The organism is Paenibacillus sp. FSL H7-0716 (assembly GCF_038002705.1).
Classification (GTDB): domain Bacteria; phylum Bacillota; class Bacilli; order Paenibacillales; family Paenibacillaceae; genus Paenibacillus_AQ; species Paenibacillus_AQ odorifer.
On the sequence record NZ_JBBODA010000009.1, the window covers coordinates 220,879 to 244,413 of the forward strand.

The window sequence follows — 23,535 nt, forward strand, 5'->3', positions numbered from 1 at the left end:
AAACATTTCGTGGACAGGCATTTCGATATTGCATATCCGTTTCTAGTCATAAATAATATAGCAATATATTAAATACTAGACGGACTGGTGGCGATAACGATGACAGGGAAGATTCTAGTGAGCGCATGTCTGTTAGGGCATAAAGTACGTTATGATAATGGCGATGTTCCGTGTCTCGATGCCCGATTCCTAAAGTGGTATGAGGAAGGGCGTTTTGTCCATATTTGTCCTGAGGTAGTGGGAGGTTTGCCAACCCCTCGTCCTGACGCACAGCGGCAAGAAGATCGGGTTGTGACGGGGGCAGGCATCGATGTTACGGAGCCATTTATGAAGGGGGCTCAAGCCACACTAAAGCTGGCCATGGAGCATCAGGTTGCATTAGCTATTTTAAAACAAGATAGTCCTTCATGCGGAAGTCTGTATATTTATGATGGAACCTTTAAGGATACGAAAGCACCGGGAGAGGGTACCACTACGGAGCTGTTGAGGAAAAATGGGTTTAAAGTATTTGGCGAAGATCAGTTGGATGAGGTCGAGCAGGAACTCGCACGTATGGACGGGTTCATTCTTTAAGTAATAAATAGGCTGTAGGATACATAGTGTGTATAAGGGGAACGAAGCAGTGTCCTTGGGAGAGGAAATGCCGTCCGATGAGCCATCCTTCATTTGGGATAGGAGGCGGACGCAGATGAGTATTGATCAGCTCATTGCTTTGCTCGTTCTTGTCATTATGATCGTACAGCTTGCTGGCACAAAAGGTAAACACTAAGTCTCACCTCATTGTAACTGCTTCCGGAGCTCAGGATTTTTTGAGTTCGGAAGCTTTTTTTGTCCACGGTTATGCATATTGTGAAATCTAAAGGATTCTTTCATAGTGATGTCTAATATACATATAGTGGGTTTTCGGGAAGTCCAAGGAAAGAACTTAGGGGGAACTATGAAATTTAGAACATGGATAATCATTGTGCAGTTGTTTATGATTGCTGTGCTTGTAGGCGTGTTGGCGGCCGATCTAGGTGAGACAGGCTCAGATGAGTCTAAACATGATGATATTTTAATACATTTTGATCAAAAAGATTTAAACAGGATGAAAGAAACCGTTCAAAGGTTTAGTGAAGGTAAAGGGGATAACCTGATGTTGATTGAACCAACCACGGATAGTGGACGGTTAATTCATGATTTCTATTCTAATGGTAAAGAGCTTCATTGGGTAAAGGATGATACAAGAGATGCATGGAGTAGTAGTCCTGGGAAGATCGAATATGTATGCAAAGCGATTGAACTAATAGAGACAGGTGAGCGATTTAATGTCGAGTTATCCCAATGTAATGTTCAGCCAGATGGTGAGAAAATAAACGTGATCAGCTTTTTAAAAGAAAGATTATAAACCCATTTACGGAGAGGATGGATGATCAATATGCCGATGTCTGAGTACTATCAAGGGATTCGTGGGAAAGTGGGCTCAGAATTATTAATGATGCCTTCCGTAGCTGCAGTAATAAGAAATAAAGAGGATGAGATTCTGTTCATCCGCAAGCCAGGGGAATCTTTGTGGGGATTGCCTGCGGGAGCGATTGAGCCAGGGGAGCGTCCCGGAAGAACCTTACGCAGAGAGGTATATGAAGAGACAGGGTTGATGGTTCATCCTACGTCGATTTTAGGTGTTTTTGGTGGAGCAAAATATAGATACGAATATAATAATGGCGATCAGGTAGAATATACGGTTATTGTATTTGAGTGCTCTATCATCAGAGGAACGCTTAGAGCTATAGATGGGGAGATCGAAGAATTTAAATTTTTCAAAGAGAACGAGCTGCCAGAGATTGCAATTCTTTATCCTAGAGAGATTTTTATAAAAGACCGAGAGAAGACTGCAACGATATTTGAGTGACTGAGAGGAGTGCCTCATGAAGACATACATTTATATGGTTAGACATGCAGTATCACCTTTTGTATTAGGGAATGAGCGGGAACGGGGATTATCCGAAAAAGGACACGCCGACGCTTATAGAATCAAAGAGCTTTTGGCGGAGGAGAAAATTACACATTTTGTCTCTAGTCCATATAGACGAGCCGTAGAGACAATTAAGTATTTGGCAGAAGCTTCGAACCAAGAGATTGAACTGTATGAAGAACTCAGAGAACGAGCAATCGGAAGTGTCGAGATTGAAATCAGTGAAGATGATTTTCTGCAGGGCATTCGGACATCGTTCAGCGACAAGCAATATAAAATGCCGGATGGAGAGAGTACCCAGGAAGCACAAGAGCGTGCAATTCCTGTCATCAAGCAATTAATTCAACAGCATAAAGGCGGCAATATCGCATTAGGTACGCACGGGAATATCATGACCATTATCCTAAATTACTTTGATAAGAAGTATGGATATGAGTTCTTTGAACAGACGTCCAAGCCGGATATTTATAAGCTGGAATTTGAAGAATTGGAGCTTTCCCATGTGGAGCGGCTGTGGGACTCCGAAGTGCTGAACAGATGAAATATTTTATAAAGCTGAATGCACTAAGCGTACTTTATGCCTTTATGTTGTTTATTGTAATAGAGCTGCCATTGAATATTTATCGAATCAGCAGAATTTCCGGCTTGGTGGTTCCCAATGATAAACCTGCACCGGTAACAGGACTGATCATAATAGGAGCGATGATTATTTATCCGTTTTATATCGCAATGATTAGTATTATCGCAAGCATCAATTTTAAGTCAGAAGCTGGATAGAGGTTGGACATGAGGATCAATGATCTGAAAGAAAGACTTTTTTATACTTGTATCTGCCTCGTTGTTATTGTATTGGGGTTAAGCTCTAGAGTGTTCACGGATCAGCTGCCGTTGTTTGTATCTAGACATTTCGGAGATGCGCTTTGGGGCAGCATGGTTTATTTTATGTTTCGGGTCCTACTGGTAAATCAAAAGCTAAGGCTCGCCTTTATATGGAGTTTGGTGTTTAGCTTCGGTATAGAATTTAGCCAGCTGTATCAAGCGGAATGGATCAACAGCATCCGTTCTACAGTATTGGGTGGTCTAATTCTCGGAAAAGGATTCCTGTGGATCGACCTTGTTAGATATTTAGCGGGCATTGGCCTTTGTTATGGATTGGATCAATACTTTCACCAAAAGGTGCACCGAAATAATAAATAGTGTTTATTGGAGAGGAACCTTTAAATGGTAAATAGTTTGATTGTGGTATGCTTGCTTACGATGATTATTCACACGGCAGAAACCTTATCGTATTCGGTACGATACGCCGGAGTGAAGCTGAACAAGATAGCCATTGCGTTATCTCTCACAGGCATTATTGTTCTCGTCTCAAGAACTGCAAATATGATCCAAGCTCCACTGACGGCTAAATTCGTAGATTATGCCAAAATACATTCAGATTTTCCACTTCTTAATTACTTGAGAATTATATTATTGGCTTCTTCATTAGGGACTTTAATTGCCATTGCGGTGTTCCCTACCTTTGTAGGCTTGTTTGGGAGAATCATCTCTAAGCTTGAGATCGAGGGTTCTATCCCAAAACTGCTTACCAGTGTGACGATCGGGCAACTAAAGAACACAAGAAAATACATAAGAAAACCAAAAGTGAATCTATATAACTTCAGATACCTGGGGATTCCTAAACGTTTTATTGTGATGAATGTTTTTGTTACAGCCTTTTACACCGTAGGTGTCATATCATCTTTGTATGCTGCTCATCTAATGCCTCAATATAGCACGACTGCTTCTCAAGCTTCCGGACTGATTAACGGTATGGCGACTATTCTGCTGACCATATTTATCGACCCACAGCTTGGTCTTATTACCCATAAGGCTACTGAAAATGTAGAATACCGTGATCAGCTAGGAAAAATATATGTGGTATTGATGGGTTCACGATTTGTAGGCACTATATTTGCTCAGCTCCTAATTGTGCCCGCAGCTCAACTAATTAGTATGTTAGTGAAGCTGATTTGAGCCGGTGGGGGCGAATTATTAGGGAAGTTTAGATTCTGCTGCTCGTAGTGCTAGCGAAATCTTCTGTTCCCAGCTGTAAATATTCTGCTGCATGGAATGAATGCGTTTCATTTGCTCATAGGATGATTTCAATTCTGTGGCGGCTCTAACTGCATCTCCTTGCTTAACAGCTGCTTTATATTGTTTGTCAGCTTCCGCGCGTACTTTCTGCGTGGCAGTGAGATTCTTACTCTCGGCAGTTATTTGTTTCTTTAAAGCAGTGATGGATGCCAACGCATCTTTGACGGGTTTAAGCTTAGCAGCAGTTTGCTTGCGAGCGGCTGCCAAAGTGGTTGTCTTTGTCTTAATTTCGGCTCGTGCGAGGGTTACAGCAGCCTTTAGTTTATTACGCTTCAGGTCCAGCAATGTGACTGTTTTCAAGTCTTTTGCTTTCTTGGCTGCGGTAGACTGTTTACTGAGTGTGCTGTATTGTTCCAGAAGGGGAGCGTGTTTCTTCTGAACTGAGCTAGCTTCTGAAGATAAGCGGCTTAACAGTGCTTGATCTGTTGACTGTATGACGGTACGAATAGATTTCAGAGCGTCATTATTCTGTTTGCGTAACTTCTGAATTTTTGAGTTATCTGTCTTGAGGGTGGCTTGAAGCGCGGTATAATTACCATGAAGACTGTTAATATCATCCAGCGCAGAATCCCAGACAGTAGCAGACGCAAGTGTGAGGTTACAGGTTAAGAAAGCTGCTACCAGCACTACTTGAGCCACCCATTTTAAATCTCTAATTCTGAAAATGTTCTTTCTACATCTGACGGTGCTTTTTGGCTTAAACATTCCTCTCAGCTCCTTAATGGATTAGTTAATATACGCAAAAAAGCACCTCCAAGATAGGCATAGACGCCTGTCTTGCGAGGTGCTTCTCCCGCACAGAAATATAAAAGATGCTCTTACTATAACTTGAAATTAATGGATAGTCAATGAATAATAGAACGTTTGTTTGCTTGTTTTTATAATTGTGAAATACAAAGGGGAGTAAATATGAGTTCACATCTAGAGTATGGGCATGATCGAGTGGCCCTGATTACCGGAACCTCCAGTGGATTTGGACTGCTGACAGCGCTCAAATTGGCTGGGCAGGGGTTTAAGGTGATAGCAACCATGCGTGATTTAAGCCGTAAAGGCGAGCTGGTGCAGCAGGCAGAGCAGGCAGGGATCCTAAAGCAGCTTCATTTAATGACCATGGATGTAACTGACAGCGATTCTATAGAGACAGCAATATCTTCAGTACACGAAACATTTGGAAGAATTGATGTTCTAGTCAATAATGCAGGTTTTGCCATTGGCGGTTTCATAGAAGAAATATCTATGGAGGAATGGCGGCGGCAAATGGAGACGAACTTTTTTGGATTAGTGGCTGTGACAACAGCTGTGCTGCCCATTATGCGAGAACAGCAGAGCGGCACGATTATTAATGTGGGAAGTGTAAGTGGATTATCCGGATTTCCAGGTTATGCGCCTTATGCAGCTTCTAAATTTGCTGTTGAAGGCTTCAGCGAAAGCCTGCGTCATGAAATGTCCCCTTATGGAATAAAGGTGGTATTAATTGAACCAGGCTCCTTCCGTACACCGATATGGGGAAAAGGTATGGAGCAAATTCAACGTAAGGAGGATTCTCCGTATAAAGCACGTCTTGACGCTGTGCTACGATATTCCAAACATACTGCTGAGACAGCGCCTGACCCTAGTCAAGTGGCTAATCTTATCGGTCGTATTGCCGAAATGAAAGCACCACGGCTACGTTATCCTATCGGCAAAGGTACGCGAATCTTAATCTTAGGCAAAACGCTGCTTCCATGGAAGTGGCTGGAGAGAATTATTGCGAAAGAATTGAGGTGATAGGATGGAGTCATCCATAAATTTAACAATCATTAAACTAATAGGTTATGTGTCCAGTTTGATGACCGTTTTTTTATGGCTAATTTTTATATTCATCAATCCTTATGCTGAGATTACGAATCGCTCCACTCTTGTGATTAGTATAATCATGTTGTTATTACCGGCGGGGTTATTAGCAATAGGAGTCTTTTTAAACAGAAGTCGGCTAATGCTGCTTGCATTTATCTGGAGTTTTCCCTACAGTTTATATATGTTATTAACGCCCGGAATCTTTAGGTTGTTCGGGATTACGAGCCTAATGTATTTACTTTGTTTTGTGTTATTTAGAATGAACAAGATTAGATATTGAACAAGAATAGAGGTGTGCCGATGCTAGAATCGTCCGGAATCCATATCTGCTTCAACGCAGATGGCCGTGAAATAGAAATCCTCGATGTTACTCCATTTGGCAAAGATAAATTTCGAATTGAAGAGACACCGATTTTTAATCCAGCTGTTACAATGGGAGATATTATACAGGTGAAGGAAGAAAATGGAGTCTATTATTACCAAGAGACGGTTCAGAAATCTCCTTTCAAAAGATACGCTTGGCTGCTTAGTAAAGAAGCGGTGGATTCAACGGCCATTGCAGCTTTTAAACATAGAATTATAGAGAATGAAGGCAAATGTGAGTTGATCTTTGGCGGTTTGTTCGTCATTCATATTCCTAAGAATACTTCGATTGATGTTGATGGGGAAATGAATCGGATTATTGAGCGGTTCGAGATTTGAATACTAAGAAAAAAATGCTGCGTCATGAAATGCAAGGAAACTTGCACATGATGGCCGCAGCATGGAGAATAGAAGAAACGCTTTTTATTTTATTTCTTCCATAAACGTCTTGAAATTTTCAGCGATATCTTTTGATTTGGTATGGTGCAGATAATGTCCTGCATCAAGTTTTACCAATTTTCCTTGTTTAGAATTTTTGACTTGCTCTTCATGCAATGATATCCAATCTTTTAAGAGAGTATCATCCCCTTGTACAAAGAGCAAAAGGGGAAGATCCTTTGGAAAAGTTGAATTTAGAGCCCCTTTATAATTAGAAGCCATATGTCCCATTTCATTTAAGTGAGTGTAATTATAAGTGTTTCTAAGCGTAAACAATCTCAATTGTTCTTTAGTTTCATCATCAAACGGCAATCCATCGTAAGGGTTTCCGCTTGATTTCAATACCAATCTGCCCAAGCCTGATTTTCTAAGAAATTTTAATTTTTCTGAAGGTATTTTAACATTTGTTCTGTCTTCCGTTGCAATACTGTTATCAATCCCGACAAATGCACTCACTTCGTTTGGATATTTGTTCACATAATTCAAACTGTACATACCGGAAATAGAGTGTGCCATTAGAATATAACGGTCAATATTAAGCTGTTTTACAGCTTCATGAATTTCACTTACAATATTTTCTGTAGTTCGTTCTTTTTCAGTTCTATCACTTAATCCATAACCGAAAGGCTCAATCGTGACAACTTTGTAAAATGGAGATAGTTCATCTATTAGCAGCTTAAAATCAAGTCCCGGTGCCACCGTTCCATAACCAGGTAAGAGCACGACTGTCTCTTCGCCATTTCCTTGAATCAAAACATTCATATTTTTACCATCGACGCTTACAGACTGACCATAGGGTTTTATTTTAGCTTGGTCCGATTTATTGAGGAAAATATTAGCGACAAAAACAGTCACTAGAAAAAGTACTATTGCAGTAGCTAAAGCCCCTAAGGAAATAAGTGTAATTTTTAACGGTTTATTCATTCTTTTTTTAATAACCTCTTCTTCTGGTATCACTCGCATCTTCTCCTGTTCTAATCGCTTTATTCTAGCTACCTAACGAATGGCTAAAGGAAGCTTACCTGATGAAGATGAACTATACATGACGACATTATGAACTGAATATGAACCAGCTGAAAAAAGTTTGACTCTATAAAATGAATGTGAGGTGAGCAATAATGTTGAAATTTATGAAGCAATGGTTGCCGAGTATTGTGATCGCAGTGGTTATTTCTTTGTTTGTTAGAACCTATGTTGCTGAAGCCATGAGAGTTCCAACGGGCTCTATGATCCCAACGATTCAAATCAATGATCGCTTAATTGTTGAGAAAATGTTATGGATGACCACACTTGAGCATGGAGATATTGTTGTATTTACGCCACCTGTAGCTGGTGATGAAAATAAAAGATATGTAAAAAGGCTAATGGGGCTGCCTGGAGATACCTTGGAAATTAAAGATGGCGCACTTTACCGAAATGGAGCGAAGGTTAACGAACCTTACCTCAATGAACAAATGGATTACACTTTTGGACCGGTTACGGTACCCGCCGATCAATATTTTTTTCTCGGAGATAACCGGAATATAAGCTATGATGCTCATCTGTGGGATACTCCATTTGTGTCGAAGGATAAGCTGATTGGGAAAGTGATCGCTGAATTTAGCAATCCCTTTTAGGTAGTGTGTAAGACGGATAAATGTAAGGCTTAATCTCTAAAAATAGATTTAGGGGTGCTGAAGTCGCGGGGGTCTTTTGAACTAACCGAGTGGTTTAATGAGTCTTTAACCATATTGTTACTTTGGAAGAATTTAGCTATCCTTAAGGTAAAATATACCTACATATAGTAAGGGGTGCTGAATTTTGAAAGCTCATGTCACAGATCTAAAACATGGCGATTGTCTAATAGCAGATACATTCAATAGTGTTGGCCTACACGTGCTTCCGAAAGGGACAGTGGTCTACGGAGAAGAAATCACCATCCTGATGAGGCATCAGATTGATTATGTCGATATTGAACCACGCATGATGGCGCTGGATAATGATGAAATGAATGTGGCACAAGGGATAGATGGTAATTTTGATCAAGCCATCCAAAACTATGAATCTATATTTCTGGAAGCACTCAGCAAGGGTAGCTTTACGCAGTCGGATGTTGATAATACGCTGCAGCCATTGTTGGAGAAATTGGATGAACAAAAGGATGTCGTTTCTTTATTATTGCTGCTTGAACGTGATGATATCAGTACATACAATCATTCATTGCAGGTCGGACTGTTATCTTTTTACATAGCGACTTGGTTAGGTCATACAAAAGCCGAAAGATTTGAGATTAGTAGAGCCGGTTATTTGCACGATATCGGAAAAAGCCAGATTGCTCCACATATCTTAAATAAGACGGATAACTTAACTCCCGAAGAATCAGAAGAACTAAAACGTCATACTACGTATGGATACGATATTATCCTTAAATCGATGAATGACGAAAAGACCGCACTAGTGGCGCTTCAGCATCATGAATTCGAGGATGGTACAGGTTATCCTAACAATCTCCGTAAACAGGACTTGCATCCGTATACGCAGATTGTTGCTGTCGCAAATACTTATGTAGGCATGACCTTAGGAAGAGCGAACCAACCAAAACAAGGCCTGATTAACGTTCTGCGCAAGGTGCATGAGCTTGGATTTGGCAAACTGAATGGAAATGCGGTACAAGCCCTGATCGGACATTTATTGCCGAATTTTGTGGGTAAGAGCGTTCAGCTTAGCAATGGTGAGCAAGGTACGATTATTATGAATAATCCGTTGGATATTTTCAAACCTCTGGTAAAAATAAATGAGACTACGTTCAGAGACTTATCTAAAGAGCGTAATTTGACTGTTGAGGAAGTATTTATTTAACGAATATTTTTGTGGCGATAAATAGTAGGCTATCTCCCTGATCCGCAAAATCAGGGGATAGCTTTTTTGTGTTATAATCGAAATTGGGTTAAAAACCCTTCAATATGGAATAGGAGAGTGCTTATTGTGATTATCAAATTCATTCGTTTACGTTAATTTGAGGTGCAATTCAATGATGACATCATCCATTTTTTCAAAATGTATTGAGTCTTATTTAACTGTGCATTCATTGATAAAATTCGAATGAAATGAGGAATGAATAATGAGCGAAAAAATAGTAAAAGTAAACGGAATTGATATATGTTCGGAAAGTTTTGGAGATCCTAGCAATCCTGCGATATTGCTGATTATGGGTGCCACATGTTCTATGGTTTATTGGGATGAAGAGTTCTGTCAGCGATTAGCTGATACCGGACGTTACCTTATTCGTTATGATAACCGGGATGTCGGACGTTCCGTTGTCTATGAGCCTGGGAGTTCCAATTATACCGTGATAGATATGGCTGATGATGCCGCTGGGTTACTAGACGCCTATAATATAGAACAGGCAAATATCGTTGGGATGTCCTTAGGCGGAATGATTGCCCAAGTCCTTGCTACACGTCATCCGCAAAAAGTTCTAACCTTAACCTTGATCGCATCTAGTTTTTTTGAAGCTGATGATAATGATCGGAACTTGCCTCCTATGGATGAGCGGATCCTCGCATTTCATGCAGATGGGGCAACACTGGATTGGTCTAATGAGGAAGCGGTAGCCAATTATTTGGTTTCAGGTTCCGGCATACTCTGTGGTTCAAAACATAAATTCGATGAGAAAAGAGCGTATAAACAAGTATGGATGGAAATAAAACGTGCCAACAACTTGCTTAGCATGTTTAATCATTCTCTCCTTACAGGGGATGCTGACTACGAGGGCAAGGCGAAAAATATCATGGTTCCTACTTTGGTTATCCACGGCACAGAAGACACGGTGCTTCCTATAGAGCATGGATTGGCGCTTGCTGCGGAAATTCCTAATGCGTCGCTTCTAACCCTGGAAGGAACGGGCCACGAAGTCCACCCGGCTGATTGGGAAACCATAATCAAAGCCATTTCGAATCATACGTTAGGCAGTAAAGCTTAACAGGGCTTAAAGATTAAAATAAAGAAGGACTACAATTCGGTGTTGCCGATTGTAGTCCTTTTTTTTAGGATTACTTCGTCCCTAGGAATTAAATCGCTTCACTAATTTTTCTTTATGTGCAGTAAAAGCCTCTTCTAAAGTGATGCCATATAAGTCGGCTAACAATGCGATATTTCCTAGAACATCCCCGATTTCCTCAATCAAGTCGGTTCTCAGTTGTTCTGGAGTACGAGTCGATTCATCCGGTCGATCTCTGCCGATTTCATAGGAGCGTACAGCTCGTGCGACTTCACCTGTCTCTTCCATTAAGAATCCGACTCTTATAAAAGGACCATAAGTAGTCCAGCCTCGTTCTCCATAAAAATGCTTAATCCACTTCTGCACTTCATTGATTTCCATATTATGTAGCACTCCTTAATCTTTCACATGATTTATACTCCAACATATAGTATATTAGATAGCGGACATTATCAATATATAGTTTGGAGATGAGATTTTGAAATCAATATGTGTTTTTGCAGGGTCGAATTTAGGGGTGCATGAGGATTATAAAGCTAAAGCTGTTGAGCTTGGTAATTACATGGCTATGCATAATTATCGTTTAATTTATGGTGGTTCAAAAATCGGATTAATGGGTGAAGTCGCTAATGCTGTTTTGAATGGTGGAGGCGAGGTAATCGGGGTAATGCCTAGAGGATTATTTAATGGGGAAATGGTACATAGAGAATTAACGCAGTTGATAGAAGTAGAGGATATGCATGGCCGTAAAGCAAAAATGGGAGAGCTGGCAGATGGCTTTATTGCTTTACCTGGAGGGTTTGGAACGTATGAGGAGCTCTTTGAGGTTTTGTGCTGGTCACAAATTGGCATACACAAGAAGCCGGTAGGGGTTCTAAATATCAGGAATTATTTTGATCCTCTGCTGAATCTGATTCATAACAGTATCCAAGAAGGCTTTTCTAATTCTTCGCATCTCAGCCTGCTAAACGTATCCAACGAGCCGTTGGAACTCCTGACTCTTTTGAAGGAGTATATTCCGCAAACGCTTGAGCAAAAGTGGAAACAGCTCAACTGAATAATGAAACTTTCAGTTCAATGATCGGGTACTCGGGTACACTGTGTTCCTGGACGTAAACCAACCGAAATCAGGCTGCACTTTCTCCAAGACCTTCACCGCTGAGCGTTCGGACTCAGAAGGCGTTATTCGCACTTAGGTTACTTTAGGTTCTTGCGCGATTTGAACTATCCCCCATGCTTGTGAACACACTTTTCCGATGGATCGGACTCAGATGACCTTATTTCTCCATTTCGAATGTTTTAGGCGAGCTATCGGACTATATTGCAGCTATTTACTCATAACCACACCGATTCTGCACTGTTACATGGTAATAAGAGCTATACGGTCCGATACTTCTGAAAAATGCTCCAAAAAGCTCAAATAGCTGCAATACAGTCCGTAACATATTGAGGGTCTTTGGCTAGTTTGGTTATTTGGGTTACTTTAGTCACTTGGGCATCATTGGTTTGGTTTTTAGGTTTATCTCCGTTTGAGCAGGGTTTGGGACTCCAGTGACGTTATTTCGTATGAAGAGGCTCATATTTTGTGTTTTTTACCAATAGCGATTATGGGGTCCGATAGCGACTTCGCAAGTGGATTCGACGCGCAAAAGGTACGTAATCAAACGAAGTGTGGGGTTTGGATTATGGATACAATACCGCTGAATTTGAATTTCACTAGTGGATTGGCTATGATAAATATAGAGAAACGCTACAAGAGGAGAAATGAGATAATGACCCCCGAGAATCAAATCGAACAATTTAAGAAGCTTAAGCACGATATTACTCGTTTCATGTTGATTTATAAATTCGCATTGGATGAGATGGAAACGAAGATTGAGATCCTAAAACAGGAGTTTCAGTCTCTGCATGATTACAGCCCAATTGAACATACCAAATCGCGTATTAAGTCACCAGAGAGTATCATGAACAAGATGCTGCGCAAAAACGGAGAATTATCGCTGAATTCAGTGAAAAATTGTATTAAAGACATCGCTGGTCTGCGGATCACCTGTTCTTTTATCTCTGATATCTATCATGTTAGTGAGATGCTTCAGAAGCAGGATGATTTAACGGTCCTTGAAGTGAAGGATTATATTAAGAATCCCAAACCTAACGGATATCAGAGTCTTCATTTGCTGATTCAAGTCCCTGTTTTTATGTCCGATCGCCAGGAGCTTGTCTGTGTAGAAGTTCAAATTCGTACCATTGCTATGGATTTCTGGGCAAGCCTCGAACATAAAATCTTTTATAAATATAATAAATCAGTACCTGAGAGTATGACTCGTGAACTGAAAAATGCGGCGGATGCCGCTCATGCCCTTGATCTGCAAATGGAGCGTCTGCACCGGGATATAAAGGAAATCAAAGACGATGATGAAGATGATCTTAGCTCCTTTGAGGAAGAGCTTCGCCGTATAGTGGTTCATAATAAGCAGTTCACACTTCCAGCTAACTTTATTAAACTGCTTGACGACAAATAAGCTGTTTTGTCCGCCTAGAGTTATCCGTTTCGTTTCGGGTGACTCTAGGTTTTTTCTTGTATACAACATTGCCATAGATAACTAGAATAGAGTATTCTCAACTAGAAGAGAAAGGTTACTTCAGCTTCATCATTTTTACATAAAAGGAGAATGAAGATGAGCGAGCGTACACTTCGCACCATTACTGTGAATCAAATCGGATATCCGCTGGATGGAGAAAAAATCGCAGTATTTACAGGTGCTGAGCATGATTTTCAGGTAATTGATGTTGATAGTGGAACTATTGTGTTCAAAGGTAGATCAGATGCTGGAAAATTTGATAAAGCCAGTGGAGTAACTTTGCACATAGGTGATTTCTCGGAGGTCAATACTGAGGGAAGATATCGGATTGAGCAGGGCGAGGGTCTAGCTTCGGTATCCTTTACAATCTCAGATCAGCCTTATCATGAGCTTCAACAGGGCTTGCTGAAAGCTTTTTATTATTATCGCTGTGGCGTTGAGCTGACTGAAGAATATGCTGGAGATTGGAAGCACAAGGCGTGTCATACCGCAAAAGGGATTGTATATGGGCAACCGGATCTTCAACTAGACTGTTCGGGTGGCTGGCATGATGCAGGTGGCTATGCCAATGCCTTGATTTGTCAATGGAATTGCGGTTTTTTCCCACATGCTTCCCACATCAAAGTCCATTTAGTAATTCTTCGAACTTTTCAGAAGCTTCCGTTTTTAGTTTTTTAGTTACATGCATATAAATCGCCCTGGTTATGTCATCGTTTTTATGGCCAAGGCGTTCTTGTATTACTTCTAGAGATACCCCAGCTTCCGCCAATAATGAAACATGAGTATGTCTTAGTGAATGAGGTTTTAGGTCCGTTGATAATCCGGCAAGTTTCAGAAAGACCTTCATTGTGTCACGCATTCGCTTGCCTGATATTTGATAGCCAGGAAACGTTTTGGTGTTAATAAACACAAACTCGCTTTTTTCATAATAAGTTTTTCTGACGGACATTTTGTACTGCTTTTGCCAATATGATTGAGCGTCAAATATAGAAATGACACTACTGGTTATACTAATTTTTCGCTTCGATGATTTAGTTTTTGGTGTACCGACATTCATATCTGTGGTTTTGCCCGAATCAGCTAGAGTTTTTGTGATAGAGATTTGTTTTATCTCCTTGTCCAAGTCTCTCCATTTAAGCGGACATAACTCGCCTATTCTCATACCTGTATAAGCAAGTACATAAAAAAAATGGTAATCCTGTTCGGTTCCATGCTCTTTGATTATTTTTAAAAAGTGGACTAGCTCCTCTTTCTCCATGTAGTTAGGTATTTCATTTTCATTCTCAAGCTGTTCAACGGTCTCTTGGTATTTTGGTACCTCAATGCCTTTGGATGGGTCCGTCTTTATGACTCCGTTTTCCATTGCATAAGAAAAAACCAGTTTAGTTGAAACGTGAATGTTATTAATAAAGTTTTGGCTTAAACCAATAGTTTTGTTTTTCTTTTCAACGAGTTTAAGGGAATCCAAAAAATCTTGATATTGTTTTTTTGTGATATCTTGAATTCTAGTGAATTTGAATTGAGCGCGCGACCGCTTCAAGTTTCTTTCCCTTGATTCTATCGAAGATCCTTTTTTATTTCTTGCACTGTAATGCTTAAGGAATTCTTCGCAACAATCATCGAATGAAACTGATTTCTTTTCTACGTATGTTTTATTGTTGAGTTCTTCCTTGATTTTAATTCCTGCAGTGAATGCTTCTAGAGCCGTAGGAAATGGATCGGATTCTTTTTGCTTTCGTTTGCCTGTTTTAGGATTGATGATATCATAGCGAAAACGAAACACACCGCCTCTTTCACGAACCCCAGGGTATTTTATCTCTTCAGGTTTTTGCTTTGGTTTTCTTGGCATTTTCAACTTCACCTCCCTTCATATGTAAATTAGTTAAAATTTAGCGTTTGGTGGCGACATGAACCAAACCATTTTGCCCATTATTCGCAGGTTTTGAGTTTCTGGTGAAGTGAAGTTTTGAGCGACGTATTCAGGATTATAACTATCGGGCTCAAGAACAACAGTGTTATGTAACTTGAAAAACCGCTTTAGTGTAGCTTCGTATCCATTTACTTGAACAGCAACTACATCCCCATTACCAACGTCCTCGCCATTATAAGGATCAATGAGAGCGTAAGCTCCATTAGGAACAACCTTATTCATGCTTTCACCGTTTACGCGGAGAAGAAAGGCATAAGGATACCAACTCCCCACGTCCTCAGGGATTTCTATGTATTCTTCTACCGGTATTGCTTCAAGAGGTACACCAGCCGCAATAGATCCGTAAAGCGGAACAGTAATGGATTTTCCTTTGACCGGAATTGCCCCTTCTGGTAAAGCTTTTTTAAGTGTATTACGCACTTCATTTTCTTCAACCGAATCATCAATAAACTCAAGAGGACTTACCCCGAAGAGATTAGCTATTTCTTTAATTTTGGATAGTGGCGGAGAGATTGTTCCATCTTTCCATCTACTAACTGTTGAGCGATTAACATCTAATCGTCTCGCTATTTCAGCATCTGTTAAACCAGATTGTGTTTTCAATCGTTCAAACGTTTGTTGAAAAACATCTCTTTCCAATGTTCTAACCTCCTAATGTTGTTTACTATACAACAGAATTGCGTAAAAGACAACAAAATTGTTGCCTTTAGTTGAAGATAAATATTAACATGATAAAATAGTTGCATTTCGAGCAACACGGATGTATATTATTAGTGCGAGAGGAGGGCTGAATTTGAGCAAAAAATTAGACCTGCATTCCGATCCTACGCAGTACGCTGAATTACTTTATCTTCGTAAGACGATTAAGAAATTCAATGCGAATGATATGGCTGTTGCTGTTGGAGTAAGCGCTGAAACATATCTTCGCGCGGAAAGAGGTGGGAGAGAGTTTACTTTAGGGGAGGCGGTGAGGATAGCAAACAAACTGGAAATGCCGGTTTGTGATGTATTTCCAAAAATTTTTAATTCAAATGTTGCTTTTTAAGCAACAGTAAGTGAGGAGCAATTATGGAAATCGAAACATTACCTGAAATTTGCACTCCAGAAGAGGTAGCTGAGTATCTTAATGTCGCTAGAAGCACGATTTATGCTTGGTGTGCTTCTGGTGACCTCCCAAGTATAAAAATGCGAAAGGTAATACGCATTCGGAAAGCTGCCTTGCTAGAATGGATCGCTGAACATGAGAGGGCAAGCTGTAGTTCTCAGGTGTAGCCCTATCAGCCATCATAACCGCATTATAGGGTTTTATACCCAGTAAGGAGCAAATCAGATGTTTAGACGACAGGCGCTCAAGAAGAAGGCCGCCCAAGAGAAGGCGACCTTGTTGGTTTCGATGAAAATCAACATCAAGACTGGAAAATTAAACATAACATTAAAAAGTGAAATCAACCCGGCGATTGCCGAAGAGTTACGCCGCACCTCTGAACGTTTAGTTGATCAATACGAACTGGTCAATGGACGTTATTATGCAAAAACTGAATAAGTTTTCCGCCTGATACCGGTATGTTAATCTCCACCTCAGTTTTAAGGATAACTGCATTATCTTCTTTTAGGACAACTCTCGCAAGAATTTGCGAACTCCTAGAGAGCAACAGAACCTCATTGTCTTTGGGAGAATGGAAAATAACCGAACCCGGCAAAAATGATTCGATTTCCCAATCGCCAATAAACATGGAAGTTGTGTCAGTCATGTAATCACCTTCTTCCTTTGAATTGTAGTCTGGACAACTTTCATTCTAAAGGCAGAGGGAAGATTTGGAAAGGAGACACTCCATGGACAACAAGAAAAGTAGATACCCTGATATGACAACTATATTTCAAAACTGTTTGAATCGTGGTTGTACGCCAGAGCAAATTCAAGACTTTACTGACCGTACTCGTCGTAACTGGTTGAATAATCCAAGTATGTTAGCACTCATTGATGACTTAGAAGTAAGGTATATAACTTCTCTAGGTGAAGGTAAGGAGGTTTAGTTACGTGACAGTAATCATATGCAGTACAGTCAGATGCCCTTATCCCAATTGTGGTCATACAGGTGATGTAATCACAGTCAATCATTGCCGCACTGCTCATGAAATGGAGCGCAAAGAACTGTTTGGGAGATTCGGTAAACCGCAAAGTATCGGATACGATCCTCAAGCCGCAAACAAGAATTTAGAAGGACATACGCCAGTTCAACGGTTAAATATCGGATACCCTAGTGACTCCATTAACGCGAAAGATAGGAGATCAGCTAGGAGTAAAGGGAGGTAGCGATTCATGCATAAACAAATTGTTAAGGAGCCAGTTACAATTGACAGCCGTGAAGTAGCAGACATGATGGGTAAACGTCATGACCATCTTTTATATGACATTCGGAGATATGCAGAGATTTTGGACTCCCAAGATCTCGGGAGTCATCAATTTTTCATTCCAAGCCATTATCTCAATGCACAGAACAAAGAACAGCCTAATTACCTCTTGACTCGTAAAGGTTGCGATATGGTAGCCAATAAAATGACAGGAGAAAAGGGTGTGCTCTTCACAGCTGCTTATGTGACTAAATTCGAAGCTATGGAAGAAAAGATCAAGAATCCATTCGCTGGGGCTAGTAAAGAATTACAAGCAATTCTGATGCTGGATATTCGAACTAAAGAAATGGAAGATCGGGTAGAGCATTTAGAAAACCGCATAACGATTGATTACGGGCAGCAACGAACACTAAAAAAGGCAGGGAACAAACGAGTTTTAGAAATCGTGGGTGGAAAGAAATCAGCAGCCTATAAGGATAGCAGCCTTCGGACGCAAGTATATTCAGCGCTGTGGAATGAATTCACTGAGTTCTTTGAGATCAATTCATATAACAACACATTCATTAAAGATTACGATCGTGCGCTTCAATACGTTCCGCTTTGGAATCCACCCAATAACCTAATGAGACAGATTGAACAAGCAAACGGTCAAATGTTGTTTTGATTTAACTAAGAAAAGGAGGGATCTTGTGGACAAGCATATTGTTGCTGAAGATCTTCGCGAAGAGGTTGCATTTTGGAAGACAGTTGAAGATGATGCGTTGTTACGGGGAAGAGAAATAGATTTTAATATCTATCTATTTGCTGCTCAAAATCGGCGGGAATGTAGGGATAAGTTGCTGAAAGTCTGGGATGAAATCGCCTTAGACAAGTTCCGAAATGGCCGATTAAATGAAAAACAGCCCACCGGGGTAGGAGCCGGGGAGCTAGTCACGTGCAAAACAAATTTAATTAAGGACAGTCTATCAGCATTTGGAGGAAAAAGCAATGCAAGCTAAAGATTGGAATTTACCTATGGTAGATGTAACTGGACGAAAATATGAGGTTACAATCCAATCTACAAGTTTATTTAATGCAGTTTTATCTATGCATAAGCGCCAACCCTATGCCGATCCCATCCTTGATGGGATGGATTTCACAGCTCAAGAACGTGCAGCAATAGATCACTCTAAATATGTAAAGGACATGCGTGAAGAGTCGCTAGACCTTGTTTCAAAAACGATGAATTATCCGGAATGGATGAGAACTCCAGAACAAAGGAGAAGAGACTTTTTAGAGCGTCAGATACAGCGTGAGAAAGTAACTTCAGGCTGGACCAACGGTAATTTTAGCTGTCTAGCCTGCGAGACAATTATTCCTGAAGGCCAGGTACATCTATCAGCCCATGGCGGTCATATCTGTAATTATCATTGCTTCGGTAACAAATTAATAAGAGATCGAGTGAAATCAGATGGACATTGATATTAAGCAGTATATCAAGGATATCAAGATACTACGTGCCCAAGCTGATCAGTACGATGGGAACGCCCCAGGCGCGGACATTATGAAGATTGAACTACTGACTAAAGCACATATGCTCATGGGACGCGTGGCAGCTGTGAGAGAGGGGGAGTATTGGCGGATATACGCACTTCGGAAATCCACCTATGCTCGCGCCAAGATGGAACCAGGCCCCGGAGATAAGGAAACACGCGCTGAAATAGCTGTAGAGGAACTGAGGATGTTAGAGGCTGAAGCTATGGAAGAAAGAAAGATGTGGAAAAACGAGCATGAGTCTCTGTTACAACAACTATTTGAACTACACCTGAAGGCTAATCGCGAGAATAGGACTCTAGGAGGTGGACTTTGATGGCTAAAGTAGATTCGAAACGCGTGGCGGAGCGTGCACGGATACGCCTAGAACTGAGAATTGCCTACCAAGACCAATCAAACTATATACGAAAATGCGGCAAGCCGTGTTCCAAGAGAAATAGAACGATAGAAGGATTAAGGATAGCGCTGAAACGGATTGATAAACGTTCTATCGAGGCGGAACCTGAAGAGACTATGAAAAAAACAAAGCAAACAACACCTGAAAAGGAGAGGCCGCACAAAAAAATTATTGGGGTTTGTGTCTGTTGTAGAGAAAGAATTTACTCGAAGAAAAATGTCTATGAGTATCAGGGTGCATGGTACTGTTCGCGTAACTGCCGGGATATAGCAATTGATGCTGGGTAGTTCATGAAAATGTAAAAGTAAGCAGGTGGTGAAATGGACGGCTGGATCAAACTACATCGAAAGATTATAGAAAGCACCATTTGGGATAAGCCGCCGCTGTATCTGAAGGTCTGGATGTATTTGCTTATCTCAGCGCAACATGCTCAATACAAGGGGCTTAAACGAGGGCAAATTAGTACCTCTATACCCGATATCATTGAAGCTTGTAAATGGCATGTAGGAGCCCGAGTAGAACGGCCGACAAAGGACCAAGTATATCAGGTTTTGAGCTTTCTACGAAAACCCGATGGAGGGGGTCACGAAAGCGACACGGAAGCAACGATGATTGCAACGACGAAAGCAACGCACGGAATGCTTGTAGAAGTGCTTAACTACAGCGTTTATCAAGATTCTGGTGAGGACGAAAGCAACGACGAAGGCAATGACGAAACGGACGCGAAGCCTAAGCGAGAGCAACGGCAACCCAACAATATAAACAAGAATGTAAAGAATGACAAGAATGAACAAGAAAAAGAATTAAAAAAATCTTCCTCTCAGAAAAACGCTAAACGCGTTTATTCCGAGGATGACCGAGTCTATAAACTGGCTAAACGATTTCATGAATTGGCCTATGAGAATGCTCTCCAACTTGGGACAAGCCATTTAATCAAGGAGCCTAACTTTCAGAACTGGGCGGACACATTCAGATTGATACTTGAAAGAGATAAGATCCCAGAGGTTGAGTTAGGCGAAGTTATCAAATACGGTCTGAACGAAAACTTTTACCGGACTATCATTTTTAGTCCAACTAATTTGAGAGAACAATATCCGAAAATACTAACCCATATGAGAGCACAACAGCAGACAAACCGAAATAGCAGTACACCGAGTGGAAAGCCAAAGCTTGAAATTACAACAAATGCCGGTGCTAAATCGGTTAGCGCTGAAGAGTTAGAACGTTCAATGCAACGGGCAAAGGAAATGAAAGCGGCGAGAGAAAGAGAACAGAAGGAGGCAAAACATCGATGACCTTTCTTAATTGTCGAACTGACGCTGAACTTTTGCAGATCATAAACGATGAATCACTTGACTATGACATACGAATCCACGCAACTAAAGAACTCATAGCTAGAGAAAAAATAAAAAAGCTTATAATGCTACTCGTCAATCGCAAGCGAGAAAAGGTGTGGTGATTATGACTGCTGCTGAACGCCGGGAGAAGTACTTGCTAAATGAATTCGATAGAATCTTTGAATCCTTGGAATATCGACTTTTTGAACATCTGGCCGCAGCTGACCATATCGTAGCTAAAATTATCTCAGAGGCATCTACTGCAGGTGTAGGGTTATCAACTAGTCAAAAAGTTGTACGGGCAAAGATTGAAGATATGATTGACCAAATAGCTGAAAAACGTGAATTAGAAACCCCAAAAAGAGCGAGGAAAGATTCGAAATGACACATTACGAGGTTGGTAAGAAATATAAAAAGATCGTAACAGTAATGAAAATCAAAAATGAAGTACCAAACATACTTAATATCGATGGTATGAACTATGTACTTGATTCTAGAGCTAATAGAAAGGCGGTTAAACATGGGACAAGGGAACCGGGGAGCAGCGTTCGAGAATCTACTAAATTACACAAATGAATCTTATGAGAATAGAGAGCTTGCGGTTATCAATAAAAGATCGACACCAGTAAAAGTAACTCGGAGCAAAGGAACAAAAGTACTTGCAGGATTCTTTGAAGCTAAGTCAACAGTTGATTATGACGGCATTTATCGAGGACGAGCAGTATTTTTTGAAGCTAAGTCAATTCAAGAACTTGATCGATTTGACCTAAAGAAGGTTGAGGATCATCAGTATGAACATTTAGAGAAGTGCCATAAATTTGGAGCACTATGCTTCGTATTAGTGGAGTTTAGAAAGCAACGCAAAACATATCTTCTCCCGTTTACTGCACTGAGAGCATACAAGATGGAGGCAGCTCGTGGAGGGCATAAGAGTATGACACTAGATAACATGGAGATAGATGCCTATGAAGTTAGTTCAGGACGAAGCATGCCACTAGATTATTTAGCTACAGTTGATAGAGTTTGGTTCGAGGACACTCAGAAGAATGCCTGATAGAAATGGCTGGCTGACCCGTAACGAAGCTGCAGAATGTGGTAAGCCACTTTATATCACAGGCGGTCCCGGATGGCGTCCAGAACGTCCCAAAGGATGGGCGATCCTACCAAAATATCGATGTGCGCAACTTAAAGCTCATGTGGAAGCTACCGAACAGCCTATTGCTTATCTTCATGTACGAAATGCAATCCCACCTTATAGCTATGCTCCATTGTACGCTCGGGATAAACAACAGATCGAAGTAAGCCAGCTCACGCCAGGCGAACTTGCAGAAGCGGAGAGAGGATCATGATTCTGGTATGTCTCCAGTGTGGATCAGATATGAGGGAAATAACTCCGGACTTATATCGTTGTACTGAATGTGAGTGGGAGGCAGAGCAATTATCTATTGAGCAGACTATTGAAAATCAAGGAGAAATGAGGTGGGGAGATGGGACAAGAGACCCCTCATAGATCATTTCCGAAGCCGCAGAAGCAAGAAAAGCCTAGAAATATAAGTAGCTTCGGGCGGCGTAAGAAGGAGAAGAAAGAGCTATCACCGTTGAAACAAAAGATATTTGCAGATCACAAGTCAGGAAAGGGTTCAGCGGGTAGGGCAGAATTTCCGCCATCTGTAGTTGATGAGTTGAAAGAAGAGTCGGAAGGAATTTGCAGGGAATGCCTTTGTAATCCTGCGACAACAACACATCATGTCTGGCCGCGCGGTCGCAAAGGCAGGGGCGTTAAGACAAATGGGTTACGCCTGTGTGGTGGTTGTCACGACATTATCCAGACAACACCAGAGTTGCTACAAAAATGGATAGACATCTTCCGCGAGCGACACGGCGAATATTTCTGGTTTGATGAAGAGGACTGGAATGAACATGGCAGGAAACAGGCAACGCAGCAGGCAATAGAGCGTGAAAAAGAGGAACGGCTCAAACAGATCGCACCAGTTGCGGACCTGATTGCTACGGCGGCTGGACGGACGCTCAGGGCTCCTGAAATCAGATTACTGGATTCAATGGATAGTAAGGAGCTTCATATATTTACTGGACTATTTACGGACGCGCTAAACGGTTACGCAGCTCAAGGGAACTACCGTCCTAATGACCGTTTTGAAGATTAGATAATTCGTGTAACAACGAATAAAAGTAATTATTTAGGGAGGGCTAAAAGTGAAAGCTATTTCCAAAAAGCAGCAAGCAATCCTGAACTTTATTGATAAATACTCTTTTGAATTTCAATATTCACCCAGTATACGTGATATCGCAGATGCTATGGGTCATCAGTCAATATCGACAACTCACGGTTTTATTGAGCGTCTGGAGAACAAAAATCTCCTGACCTGGAGGAGATTCCAACCAAGAACCATAGTACTAACCAGAAAAGGGATGGCTCAGGTAACTAAGACACGAGTATCTGAAGTAAACGTCAAGGCTGGAGAACTGGCACATAAATAGGGGCATAGCCCATAAGGAGAGATAAACAATGAGCATCGATATGAACTTAATTATTAATGAGAAACTGGCTGAACTACAGTCTGAAGGGTACGTTGAGAAGATTATCAAAAAGCAACTCGAATCGACAATCAAGGATATTGTGGAAGATTCGTTGAGAAGTTGGAGTGACTTTGGAAAGGGTTTGAAAGAAGCCGTAAAAAAC

Annotated in this window: 38 protein-coding genes; 32 read left to right on the plus strand and 6 right to left on the minus strand. The window is 40.9% G+C overall.

The window, feature by feature from the left end; translation table 11 throughout:
* The first annotated feature begins 99 nt into the window (after window positions 1–99).
* The 8 genes from MHH60_RS14715 (at window position 100) to MHH60_RS14750 (ending at window position 3,967) form a co-directional block, all read left to right on the plus strand.
* On the plus strand, window positions 100–573 hold the full coding sequence (locus MHH60_RS14715; protein WP_076138831.1) for a DUF523 domain-containing protein: 474 nt from the start codon (window positions 100–102) through the stop codon (window positions 571–573).
* Between the two features lie 49 nt (window positions 574–622).
* Window positions 623–769, plus strand: a complete 147-nt coding sequence (locus MHH60_RS14720) for a hypothetical protein (protein WP_155288116.1) — start codon at window positions 623–625, stop codon at window positions 767–769.
* 168 nt (window positions 770–937) lie between these two features.
* Window positions 938–1,387: a DUF4362 domain-containing protein gene (locus MHH60_RS14725; RefSeq protein WP_076138832.1), complete on the plus strand. Its 450-nt coding sequence runs from the start codon at window positions 938–940 to the stop codon at window positions 1,385–1,387.
* A 30-nt stretch (window positions 1,388–1,417) separates the two neighbouring features.
* Entirely contained in the window at window positions 1,418–1,891 is a 474-nt protein-coding gene (locus tag MHH60_RS14730; protein ID WP_076138860.1) for an NUDIX domain-containing protein, read from the plus strand.
* Between the two features lie 16 nt (window positions 1,892–1,907).
* Window positions 1,908–2,495 (plus strand): histidine phosphatase family protein, encoded by a 588-nt coding sequence (locus MHH60_RS14735; protein ID WP_076138833.1) that lies wholly within the window; start codon window positions 1,908–1,910, stop codon window positions 2,493–2,495.
* Window positions 2,492–2,731 carry a hypothetical protein gene (locus tag MHH60_RS14740; protein ID WP_076138834.1) on the plus strand — a complete coding sequence of 80 codons (240 nt, stop codon included), beginning with the start codon at window positions 2,492–2,494 and terminating at the stop codon, window positions 2,729–2,731. The genes MHH60_RS14735 and MHH60_RS14740 overlap by 4 nt, the downstream gene beginning before the upstream one ends.
* 9 nt (window positions 2,732–2,740) lie before the next feature.
* Entirely contained in the window at window positions 2,741–3,151 is a 411-nt protein-coding gene (locus tag MHH60_RS14745) for a ribosomal maturation YjgA family protein (RefSeq protein ID WP_076138835.1), read from the plus strand.
* A gap of 24 nt (window positions 3,152–3,175) precedes the next feature.
* Window positions 3,176–3,967: a lipid II flippase Amj family protein gene (locus MHH60_RS14750; RefSeq protein ID WP_036689792.1), complete on the plus strand. Its 792-nt coding sequence runs from the start codon at window positions 3,176–3,178 to the stop codon at window positions 3,965–3,967.
* A gap of 18 nt (window positions 3,968–3,985) precedes the next feature.
* On the opposite strand, the gene MHH60_RS14755 is transcribed toward MHH60_RS14750, so the two are convergent.
* Window positions 3,986–4,792 carry a hypothetical protein gene (locus tag MHH60_RS14755; protein WP_076138836.1) on the minus strand — a complete coding sequence of 269 codons (807 nt, stop codon included), beginning with the start codon at window positions 4,790–4,792 and terminating at the stop codon, window positions 3,986–3,988.
* A gap of 204 nt (window positions 4,793–4,996) precedes the next feature.
* On the opposite strand from MHH60_RS14755, the gene MHH60_RS14760 reads away from it, so the two are divergent.
* Together MHH60_RS14760 and MHH60_RS14765 are read left to right on the plus strand one after the other, a co-directional pair.
* Entirely contained in the window at window positions 4,997–5,854 is an 858-nt protein-coding gene (locus MHH60_RS14760) for an SDR family oxidoreductase (RefSeq protein ID WP_076138837.1), read from the plus strand.
* A 345-nt stretch (window positions 5,855–6,199) separates the two neighbouring features.
* Window positions 6,200–6,625, plus strand: a complete 426-nt coding sequence (locus MHH60_RS14765; RefSeq protein ID WP_143766806.1) for a DUF4265 domain-containing protein — start codon at window positions 6,200–6,202, stop codon at window positions 6,623–6,625.
* Window positions 6,626–6,709: 84 nt separating this feature from the next.
* Here MHH60_RS14765 and MHH60_RS14770 read toward each other — a convergent pair whose 3' ends face one another.
* Window positions 6,710–7,687, minus strand: a complete 978-nt coding sequence (locus MHH60_RS14770; RefSeq protein WP_076138838.1) for an alpha/beta hydrolase — start codon at window positions 7,685–7,687, stop codon at window positions 6,710–6,712.
* 155 nt (window positions 7,688–7,842) lie between these two features.
* Between MHH60_RS14770 and lepB the strand changes: the two genes are divergently transcribed.
* The 3 genes from lepB to MHH60_RS14785 all read left to right on the plus strand — a co-directional run bounded on the left by lepB (window position 7,843) and on the right by MHH60_RS14785 (window position 10,685).
* Complete coding sequence (lepB, locus tag MHH60_RS14775) at window positions 7,843–8,340, plus strand: signal peptidase I (protein ID WP_076138839.1); 498 nt, start codon at window positions 7,843–7,845, stop codon at window positions 8,338–8,340.
* 184 nt (window positions 8,341–8,524) lie between these two features.
* Window positions 8,525–9,562 (plus strand): HD-GYP domain-containing protein, encoded by a 1,038-nt coding sequence (locus MHH60_RS14780; protein WP_076138840.1) that lies wholly within the window; start codon window positions 8,525–8,527, stop codon window positions 9,560–9,562.
* 262 nt (window positions 9,563–9,824) lie between these two features.
* Window positions 9,825–10,685, plus strand: a complete 861-nt coding sequence (locus tag MHH60_RS14785; RefSeq protein ID WP_076138841.1) for an alpha/beta fold hydrolase — start codon at window positions 9,825–9,827, stop codon at window positions 10,683–10,685.
* 81 nt (window positions 10,686–10,766) lie between these two features.
* Here MHH60_RS14785 and MHH60_RS14790 read toward each other — a convergent pair whose 3' ends face one another.
* The gene (locus tag MHH60_RS14790) at window positions 10,767–11,084 is read right to left on the minus strand and encodes a MazG nucleotide pyrophosphohydrolase domain-containing protein (RefSeq protein ID WP_076138842.1); all 318 of its coding nucleotides are present in this window, start codon (window positions 11,082–11,084) and stop codon (window positions 10,767–10,769) included.
* Window positions 11,085–11,181: 97 nt separating this feature from the next.
* Here MHH60_RS14790 and MHH60_RS14795 point away from each other — a divergent pair, with 97 nt between their 5' ends.
* The 3 genes from MHH60_RS14795 (at window position 11,182) to MHH60_RS14805 (ending at window position 13,963) form a co-directional block, all read left to right on the plus strand.
* Complete coding sequence (locus MHH60_RS14795; RefSeq protein WP_076138843.1) at window positions 11,182–11,760, plus strand: LOG family protein; 579 nt, start codon at window positions 11,182–11,184, stop codon at window positions 11,758–11,760.
* 715 nt (window positions 11,761–12,475) lie between these two features.
* Window positions 12,476–13,225: a GTP pyrophosphokinase gene (locus tag MHH60_RS14800; protein WP_036689808.1), complete on the plus strand. Its 750-nt coding sequence runs from the start codon at window positions 12,476–12,478 to the stop codon at window positions 13,223–13,225.
* Window positions 13,226–13,381: 156 nt separating this feature from the next.
* Entirely contained in the window at window positions 13,382–13,963 is a 582-nt protein-coding gene (locus MHH60_RS14805) for a cellulase N-terminal Ig-like domain-containing protein (protein WP_076138844.1), read from the plus strand.
* On the opposite strand, the gene MHH60_RS14810 is transcribed toward MHH60_RS14805, so the two are convergent.
* Together MHH60_RS14810 and MHH60_RS14815 are read right to left on the minus strand one after the other, a co-directional pair.
* Window positions 13,905–15,134, minus strand: coding sequence for a tyrosine-type recombinase/integrase (locus tag MHH60_RS14810; protein ID WP_076138845.1), 1,230 nt, complete (start codon window positions 15,132–15,134; stop codon window positions 13,905–13,907). The two genes, MHH60_RS14805 and MHH60_RS14810, sit on opposite strands and share 59 nt — an antisense overlap.
* 33 nt (window positions 15,135–15,167) lie before the next feature.
* Entirely contained in the window at window positions 15,168–15,854 is a 687-nt protein-coding gene (locus tag MHH60_RS14815; protein WP_076138846.1) for a LexA family protein, read from the minus strand.
* Between the two features lie 154 nt (window positions 15,855–16,008).
* On the opposite strand from MHH60_RS14815, the gene MHH60_RS14820 reads away from it, so the two are divergent.
* The 3 genes from MHH60_RS14820 to MHH60_RS14830 are packed head-to-tail and all read left to right on the plus strand — an operon-like array spanning window position 16,009 to window position 16,758.
* On the plus strand, window positions 16,009–16,260 hold the full coding sequence (locus tag MHH60_RS14820) for a helix-turn-helix domain-containing protein (RefSeq protein ID WP_076138847.1): 252 nt from the start codon (window positions 16,009–16,011) through the stop codon (window positions 16,258–16,260).
* Between the two features lie 23 nt (window positions 16,261–16,283).
* Window positions 16,284–16,487 (plus strand): helix-turn-helix domain-containing protein, encoded by a 204-nt coding sequence (locus MHH60_RS14825; RefSeq protein WP_076138848.1) that lies wholly within the window; start codon window positions 16,284–16,286, stop codon window positions 16,485–16,487.
* Window positions 16,488–16,545: 58 nt separating this feature from the next.
* On the plus strand, window positions 16,546–16,758 hold the full coding sequence (locus tag MHH60_RS14830; protein ID WP_076138849.1) for a hypothetical protein: 213 nt from the start codon (window positions 16,546–16,548) through the stop codon (window positions 16,756–16,758).
* On the opposite strand, the gene MHH60_RS14835 is transcribed toward MHH60_RS14830, so the two are convergent.
* Window positions 16,727–16,966: a hypothetical protein gene (locus MHH60_RS14835; RefSeq protein ID WP_076138850.1), complete on the minus strand. Its 240-nt coding sequence runs from the start codon at window positions 16,964–16,966 to the stop codon at window positions 16,727–16,729. The genes MHH60_RS14830 and MHH60_RS14835 overlap by 32 nt on opposite strands.
* Window positions 16,967–17,048: 82 nt before the next feature.
* Between MHH60_RS14835 and MHH60_RS14840 the strand changes: the two genes are divergently transcribed.
* The 13 genes from MHH60_RS14840 to MHH60_RS14900 all read left to right on the plus strand — a co-directional run bounded on the left by MHH60_RS14840 (window position 17,049) and on the right by MHH60_RS14900 (window position 23,333).
* The gene (locus MHH60_RS14840; protein ID WP_076138851.1) at window positions 17,049–17,249 is read left to right on the plus strand and encodes a hypothetical protein; all 201 of its coding nucleotides are present in this window, start codon (window positions 17,049–17,051) and stop codon (window positions 17,247–17,249) included.
* 4 nt (window positions 17,250–17,253) lie between these two features.
* Window positions 17,254–17,529 (plus strand): hypothetical protein, encoded by a 276-nt coding sequence (locus MHH60_RS14845; RefSeq protein WP_076104494.1) that lies wholly within the window; start codon window positions 17,254–17,256, stop codon window positions 17,527–17,529.
* A gap of 6 nt (window positions 17,530–17,535) precedes the next feature.
* Window positions 17,536–18,231, plus strand: a complete 696-nt coding sequence (locus MHH60_RS14850; protein ID WP_076138852.1) for a Rha family transcriptional regulator — start codon at window positions 17,536–17,538, stop codon at window positions 18,229–18,231.
* A 25-nt stretch (window positions 18,232–18,256) separates the two neighbouring features.
* A complete protein-coding gene (locus tag MHH60_RS14855; protein WP_076138853.1) occupies window positions 18,257–18,565 on the plus strand; it encodes a hypothetical protein in 309 nt (102 codons plus the stop codon).
* Window positions 18,555–19,028, plus strand: coding sequence for a hypothetical protein (locus MHH60_RS14860; RefSeq protein WP_076138854.1), 474 nt, complete (start codon window positions 18,555–18,557; stop codon window positions 19,026–19,028). The genes MHH60_RS14855 and MHH60_RS14860 overlap by 11 nt, the downstream gene beginning before the upstream one ends.
* Entirely contained in the window at window positions 19,018–19,416 is a 399-nt protein-coding gene (locus MHH60_RS14865) for a hypothetical protein (RefSeq protein WP_076104498.1), read from the plus strand. Before MHH60_RS14860 ends, MHH60_RS14865 begins: the two co-directional genes overlap by 11 nt.
* Window positions 19,416–19,784 carry a hypothetical protein gene (locus tag MHH60_RS14870; protein WP_076138855.1) on the plus strand — a complete coding sequence of 123 codons (369 nt, stop codon included), beginning with the start codon at window positions 19,416–19,418 and terminating at the stop codon, window positions 19,782–19,784. The genes MHH60_RS14865 and MHH60_RS14870 overlap by 1 nt, the downstream gene beginning before the upstream one ends.
* Before the next feature lie 33 nt (window positions 19,785–19,817).
* Complete coding sequence (locus tag MHH60_RS14875) at window positions 19,818–20,792, plus strand: hypothetical protein (RefSeq protein ID WP_076138856.1); 975 nt, start codon at window positions 19,818–19,820, stop codon at window positions 20,790–20,792.
* 166 nt (window positions 20,793–20,958) lie between these two features.
* Complete coding sequence (locus MHH60_RS14880; protein WP_076138857.1) at window positions 20,959–21,219, plus strand: hypothetical protein; 261 nt, start codon at window positions 20,959–20,961, stop codon at window positions 21,217–21,219.
* Window positions 21,220–21,354: 135 nt separating this feature from the next.
* Window positions 21,355–21,888 carry a Holliday junction resolvase RecU gene (locus tag MHH60_RS14885; protein WP_076138858.1) on the plus strand — a complete coding sequence of 178 codons (534 nt, stop codon included), beginning with the start codon at window positions 21,355–21,357 and terminating at the stop codon, window positions 21,886–21,888.
* Window positions 21,881–22,183, plus strand: a complete 303-nt coding sequence (locus MHH60_RS14890; RefSeq protein WP_036684300.1) for a hypothetical protein — start codon at window positions 21,881–21,883, stop codon at window positions 22,181–22,183. The genes MHH60_RS14885 and MHH60_RS14890 overlap by 8 nt, the downstream gene beginning before the upstream one ends.
* 138 nt (window positions 22,184–22,321) lie before the next feature.
* On the plus strand, window positions 22,322–22,999 hold the full coding sequence (locus tag MHH60_RS14895; RefSeq protein ID WP_256715256.1) for an HNH endonuclease: 678 nt from the start codon (window positions 22,322–22,324) through the stop codon (window positions 22,997–22,999).
* Between the two features lie 49 nt (window positions 23,000–23,048).
* Window positions 23,049–23,333, plus strand: a complete 285-nt coding sequence (locus MHH60_RS14900; RefSeq protein WP_076138859.1) for a LexA family protein — start codon at window positions 23,049–23,051, stop codon at window positions 23,331–23,333.
* Window positions 23,334–23,535 lie beyond the last annotated feature (202 nt).

Excerpts from the sequence above, each read along its gene's own strand:
- MHH60_RS14885 (WP_076138858.1), top strand. The coding sequence starts at position 21,355 with ATGGGACAAGGGAACCGGGGAGCAGCGTTCGAGAATCTACTAAATTAC.
- MHH60_RS14745 (WP_076138835.1), top strand. The coding sequence starts at position 2,741 with ATGAGGATCAATGATCTGAAAGAAAGACTTTTTTATACTTGTATCTGC.
- MHH60_RS14750 (WP_036689792.1), top strand. The coding sequence starts at position 3,176 with ATGGTAAATAGTTTGATTGTGGTATGCTTGCTTACGATGATTATTCAC.
- MHH60_RS14850 (WP_076138852.1), top strand. The coding sequence starts at position 17,536 with ATGCATAAACAAATTGTTAAGGAGCCAGTTACAATTGACAGCCGTGAA.
- MHH60_RS14755 (WP_076138836.1), bottom strand. The coding sequence starts at position 4,792 with ATGTTTAAGCCAAAAAGCACCGTCAGATGTAGAAAGAACATTTTCAGA.
- MHH60_RS14760 (WP_076138837.1), top strand. The coding sequence starts at position 4,997 with ATGAGTTCACATCTAGAGTATGGGCATGATCGAGTGGCCCTGATTACC.
- MHH60_RS14895 (WP_256715256.1), top strand. The coding sequence starts at position 22,322 with ATGGGACAAGAGACCCCTCATAGATCATTTCCGAAGCCGCAGAAGCAA.
- MHH60_RS14725 (WP_076138832.1), top strand. The coding sequence starts at position 938 with ATGAAATTTAGAACATGGATAATCATTGTGCAGTTGTTTATGATTGCT.
- MHH60_RS14835 (WP_076138850.1), bottom strand. The coding sequence starts at position 16,966 with ATGACTGACACAACTTCCATGTTTATTGGCGATTGGGAAATCGAATCA.
- MHH60_RS14825 (WP_076138848.1), top strand. The coding sequence starts at position 16,284 with ATGGAAATCGAAACATTACCTGAAATTTGCACTCCAGAAGAGGTAGCT.
- MHH60_RS14805 (WP_076138844.1), top strand. The coding sequence starts at position 13,382 with ATGAGCGAGCGTACACTTCGCACCATTACTGTGAATCAAATCGGATAT.
- MHH60_RS14770 (WP_076138838.1), bottom strand. The coding sequence starts at position 7,687 with ATGCGAGTGATACCAGAAGAAGAGGTTATTAAAAAAAGAATGAATAAA.
- MHH60_RS14840 (WP_076138851.1), top strand. The coding sequence starts at position 17,049 with ATGGACAACAAGAAAAGTAGATACCCTGATATGACAACTATATTTCAA.
- MHH60_RS14860 (WP_076138854.1), top strand. The coding sequence starts at position 18,555 with ATGCAAGCTAAAGATTGGAATTTACCTATGGTAGATGTAACTGGACGA.
- MHH60_RS14810 (WP_076138845.1), bottom strand. The coding sequence starts at position 15,134 with ATGCCAAGAAAACCAAAGCAAAAACCTGAAGAGATAAAATACCCTGGG.
- MHH60_RS14790 (WP_076138842.1), bottom strand. The coding sequence starts at position 11,084 with ATGGAAATCAATGAAGTGCAGAAGTGGATTAAGCATTTTTATGGAGAA.
- MHH60_RS14730 (WP_076138860.1), top strand. The coding sequence starts at position 1,418 with ATGCCGATGTCTGAGTACTATCAAGGGATTCGTGGGAAAGTGGGCTCA.
- MHH60_RS14870 (WP_076138855.1), top strand. The coding sequence starts at position 19,416 with ATGGCTAAAGTAGATTCGAAACGCGTGGCGGAGCGTGCACGGATACGC.
- MHH60_RS14800 (WP_036689808.1), top strand. The coding sequence starts at position 12,476 with ATGACCCCCGAGAATCAAATCGAACAATTTAAGAAGCTTAAGCACGAT.
- MHH60_RS14740 (WP_076138834.1), top strand. The coding sequence starts at position 2,492 with ATGAAATATTTTATAAAGCTGAATGCACTAAGCGTACTTTATGCCTTT.
- MHH60_RS14785 (WP_076138841.1), top strand. The coding sequence starts at position 9,825 with ATGAGCGAAAAAATAGTAAAAGTAAACGGAATTGATATATGTTCGGAA.
- MHH60_RS14875 (WP_076138856.1), top strand. The coding sequence starts at position 19,818 with ATGGACGGCTGGATCAAACTACATCGAAAGATTATAGAAAGCACCATT.
- MHH60_RS14735 (WP_076138833.1), top strand. The coding sequence starts at position 1,908 with ATGAAGACATACATTTATATGGTTAGACATGCAGTATCACCTTTTGTA.
- MHH60_RS14890 (WP_036684300.1), top strand. The coding sequence starts at position 21,881 with ATGCCTGATAGAAATGGCTGGCTGACCCGTAACGAAGCTGCAGAATGT.
- MHH60_RS14865 (WP_076104498.1), top strand. The coding sequence starts at position 19,018 with ATGGACATTGATATTAAGCAGTATATCAAGGATATCAAGATACTACGT.
- MHH60_RS14880 (WP_076138857.1), top strand. The coding sequence starts at position 20,959 with ATGACTGCTGCTGAACGCCGGGAGAAGTACTTGCTAAATGAATTCGAT.
- lepB (WP_076138839.1), top strand. The coding sequence starts at position 7,843 with ATGTTGAAATTTATGAAGCAATGGTTGCCGAGTATTGTGATCGCAGTG.
- MHH60_RS14830 (WP_076138849.1), top strand. The coding sequence starts at position 16,546 with ATGTTTAGACGACAGGCGCTCAAGAAGAAGGCCGCCCAAGAGAAGGCG.
- MHH60_RS14715 (WP_076138831.1), top strand. The coding sequence starts at position 100 with ATGACAGGGAAGATTCTAGTGAGCGCATGTCTGTTAGGGCATAAAGTA.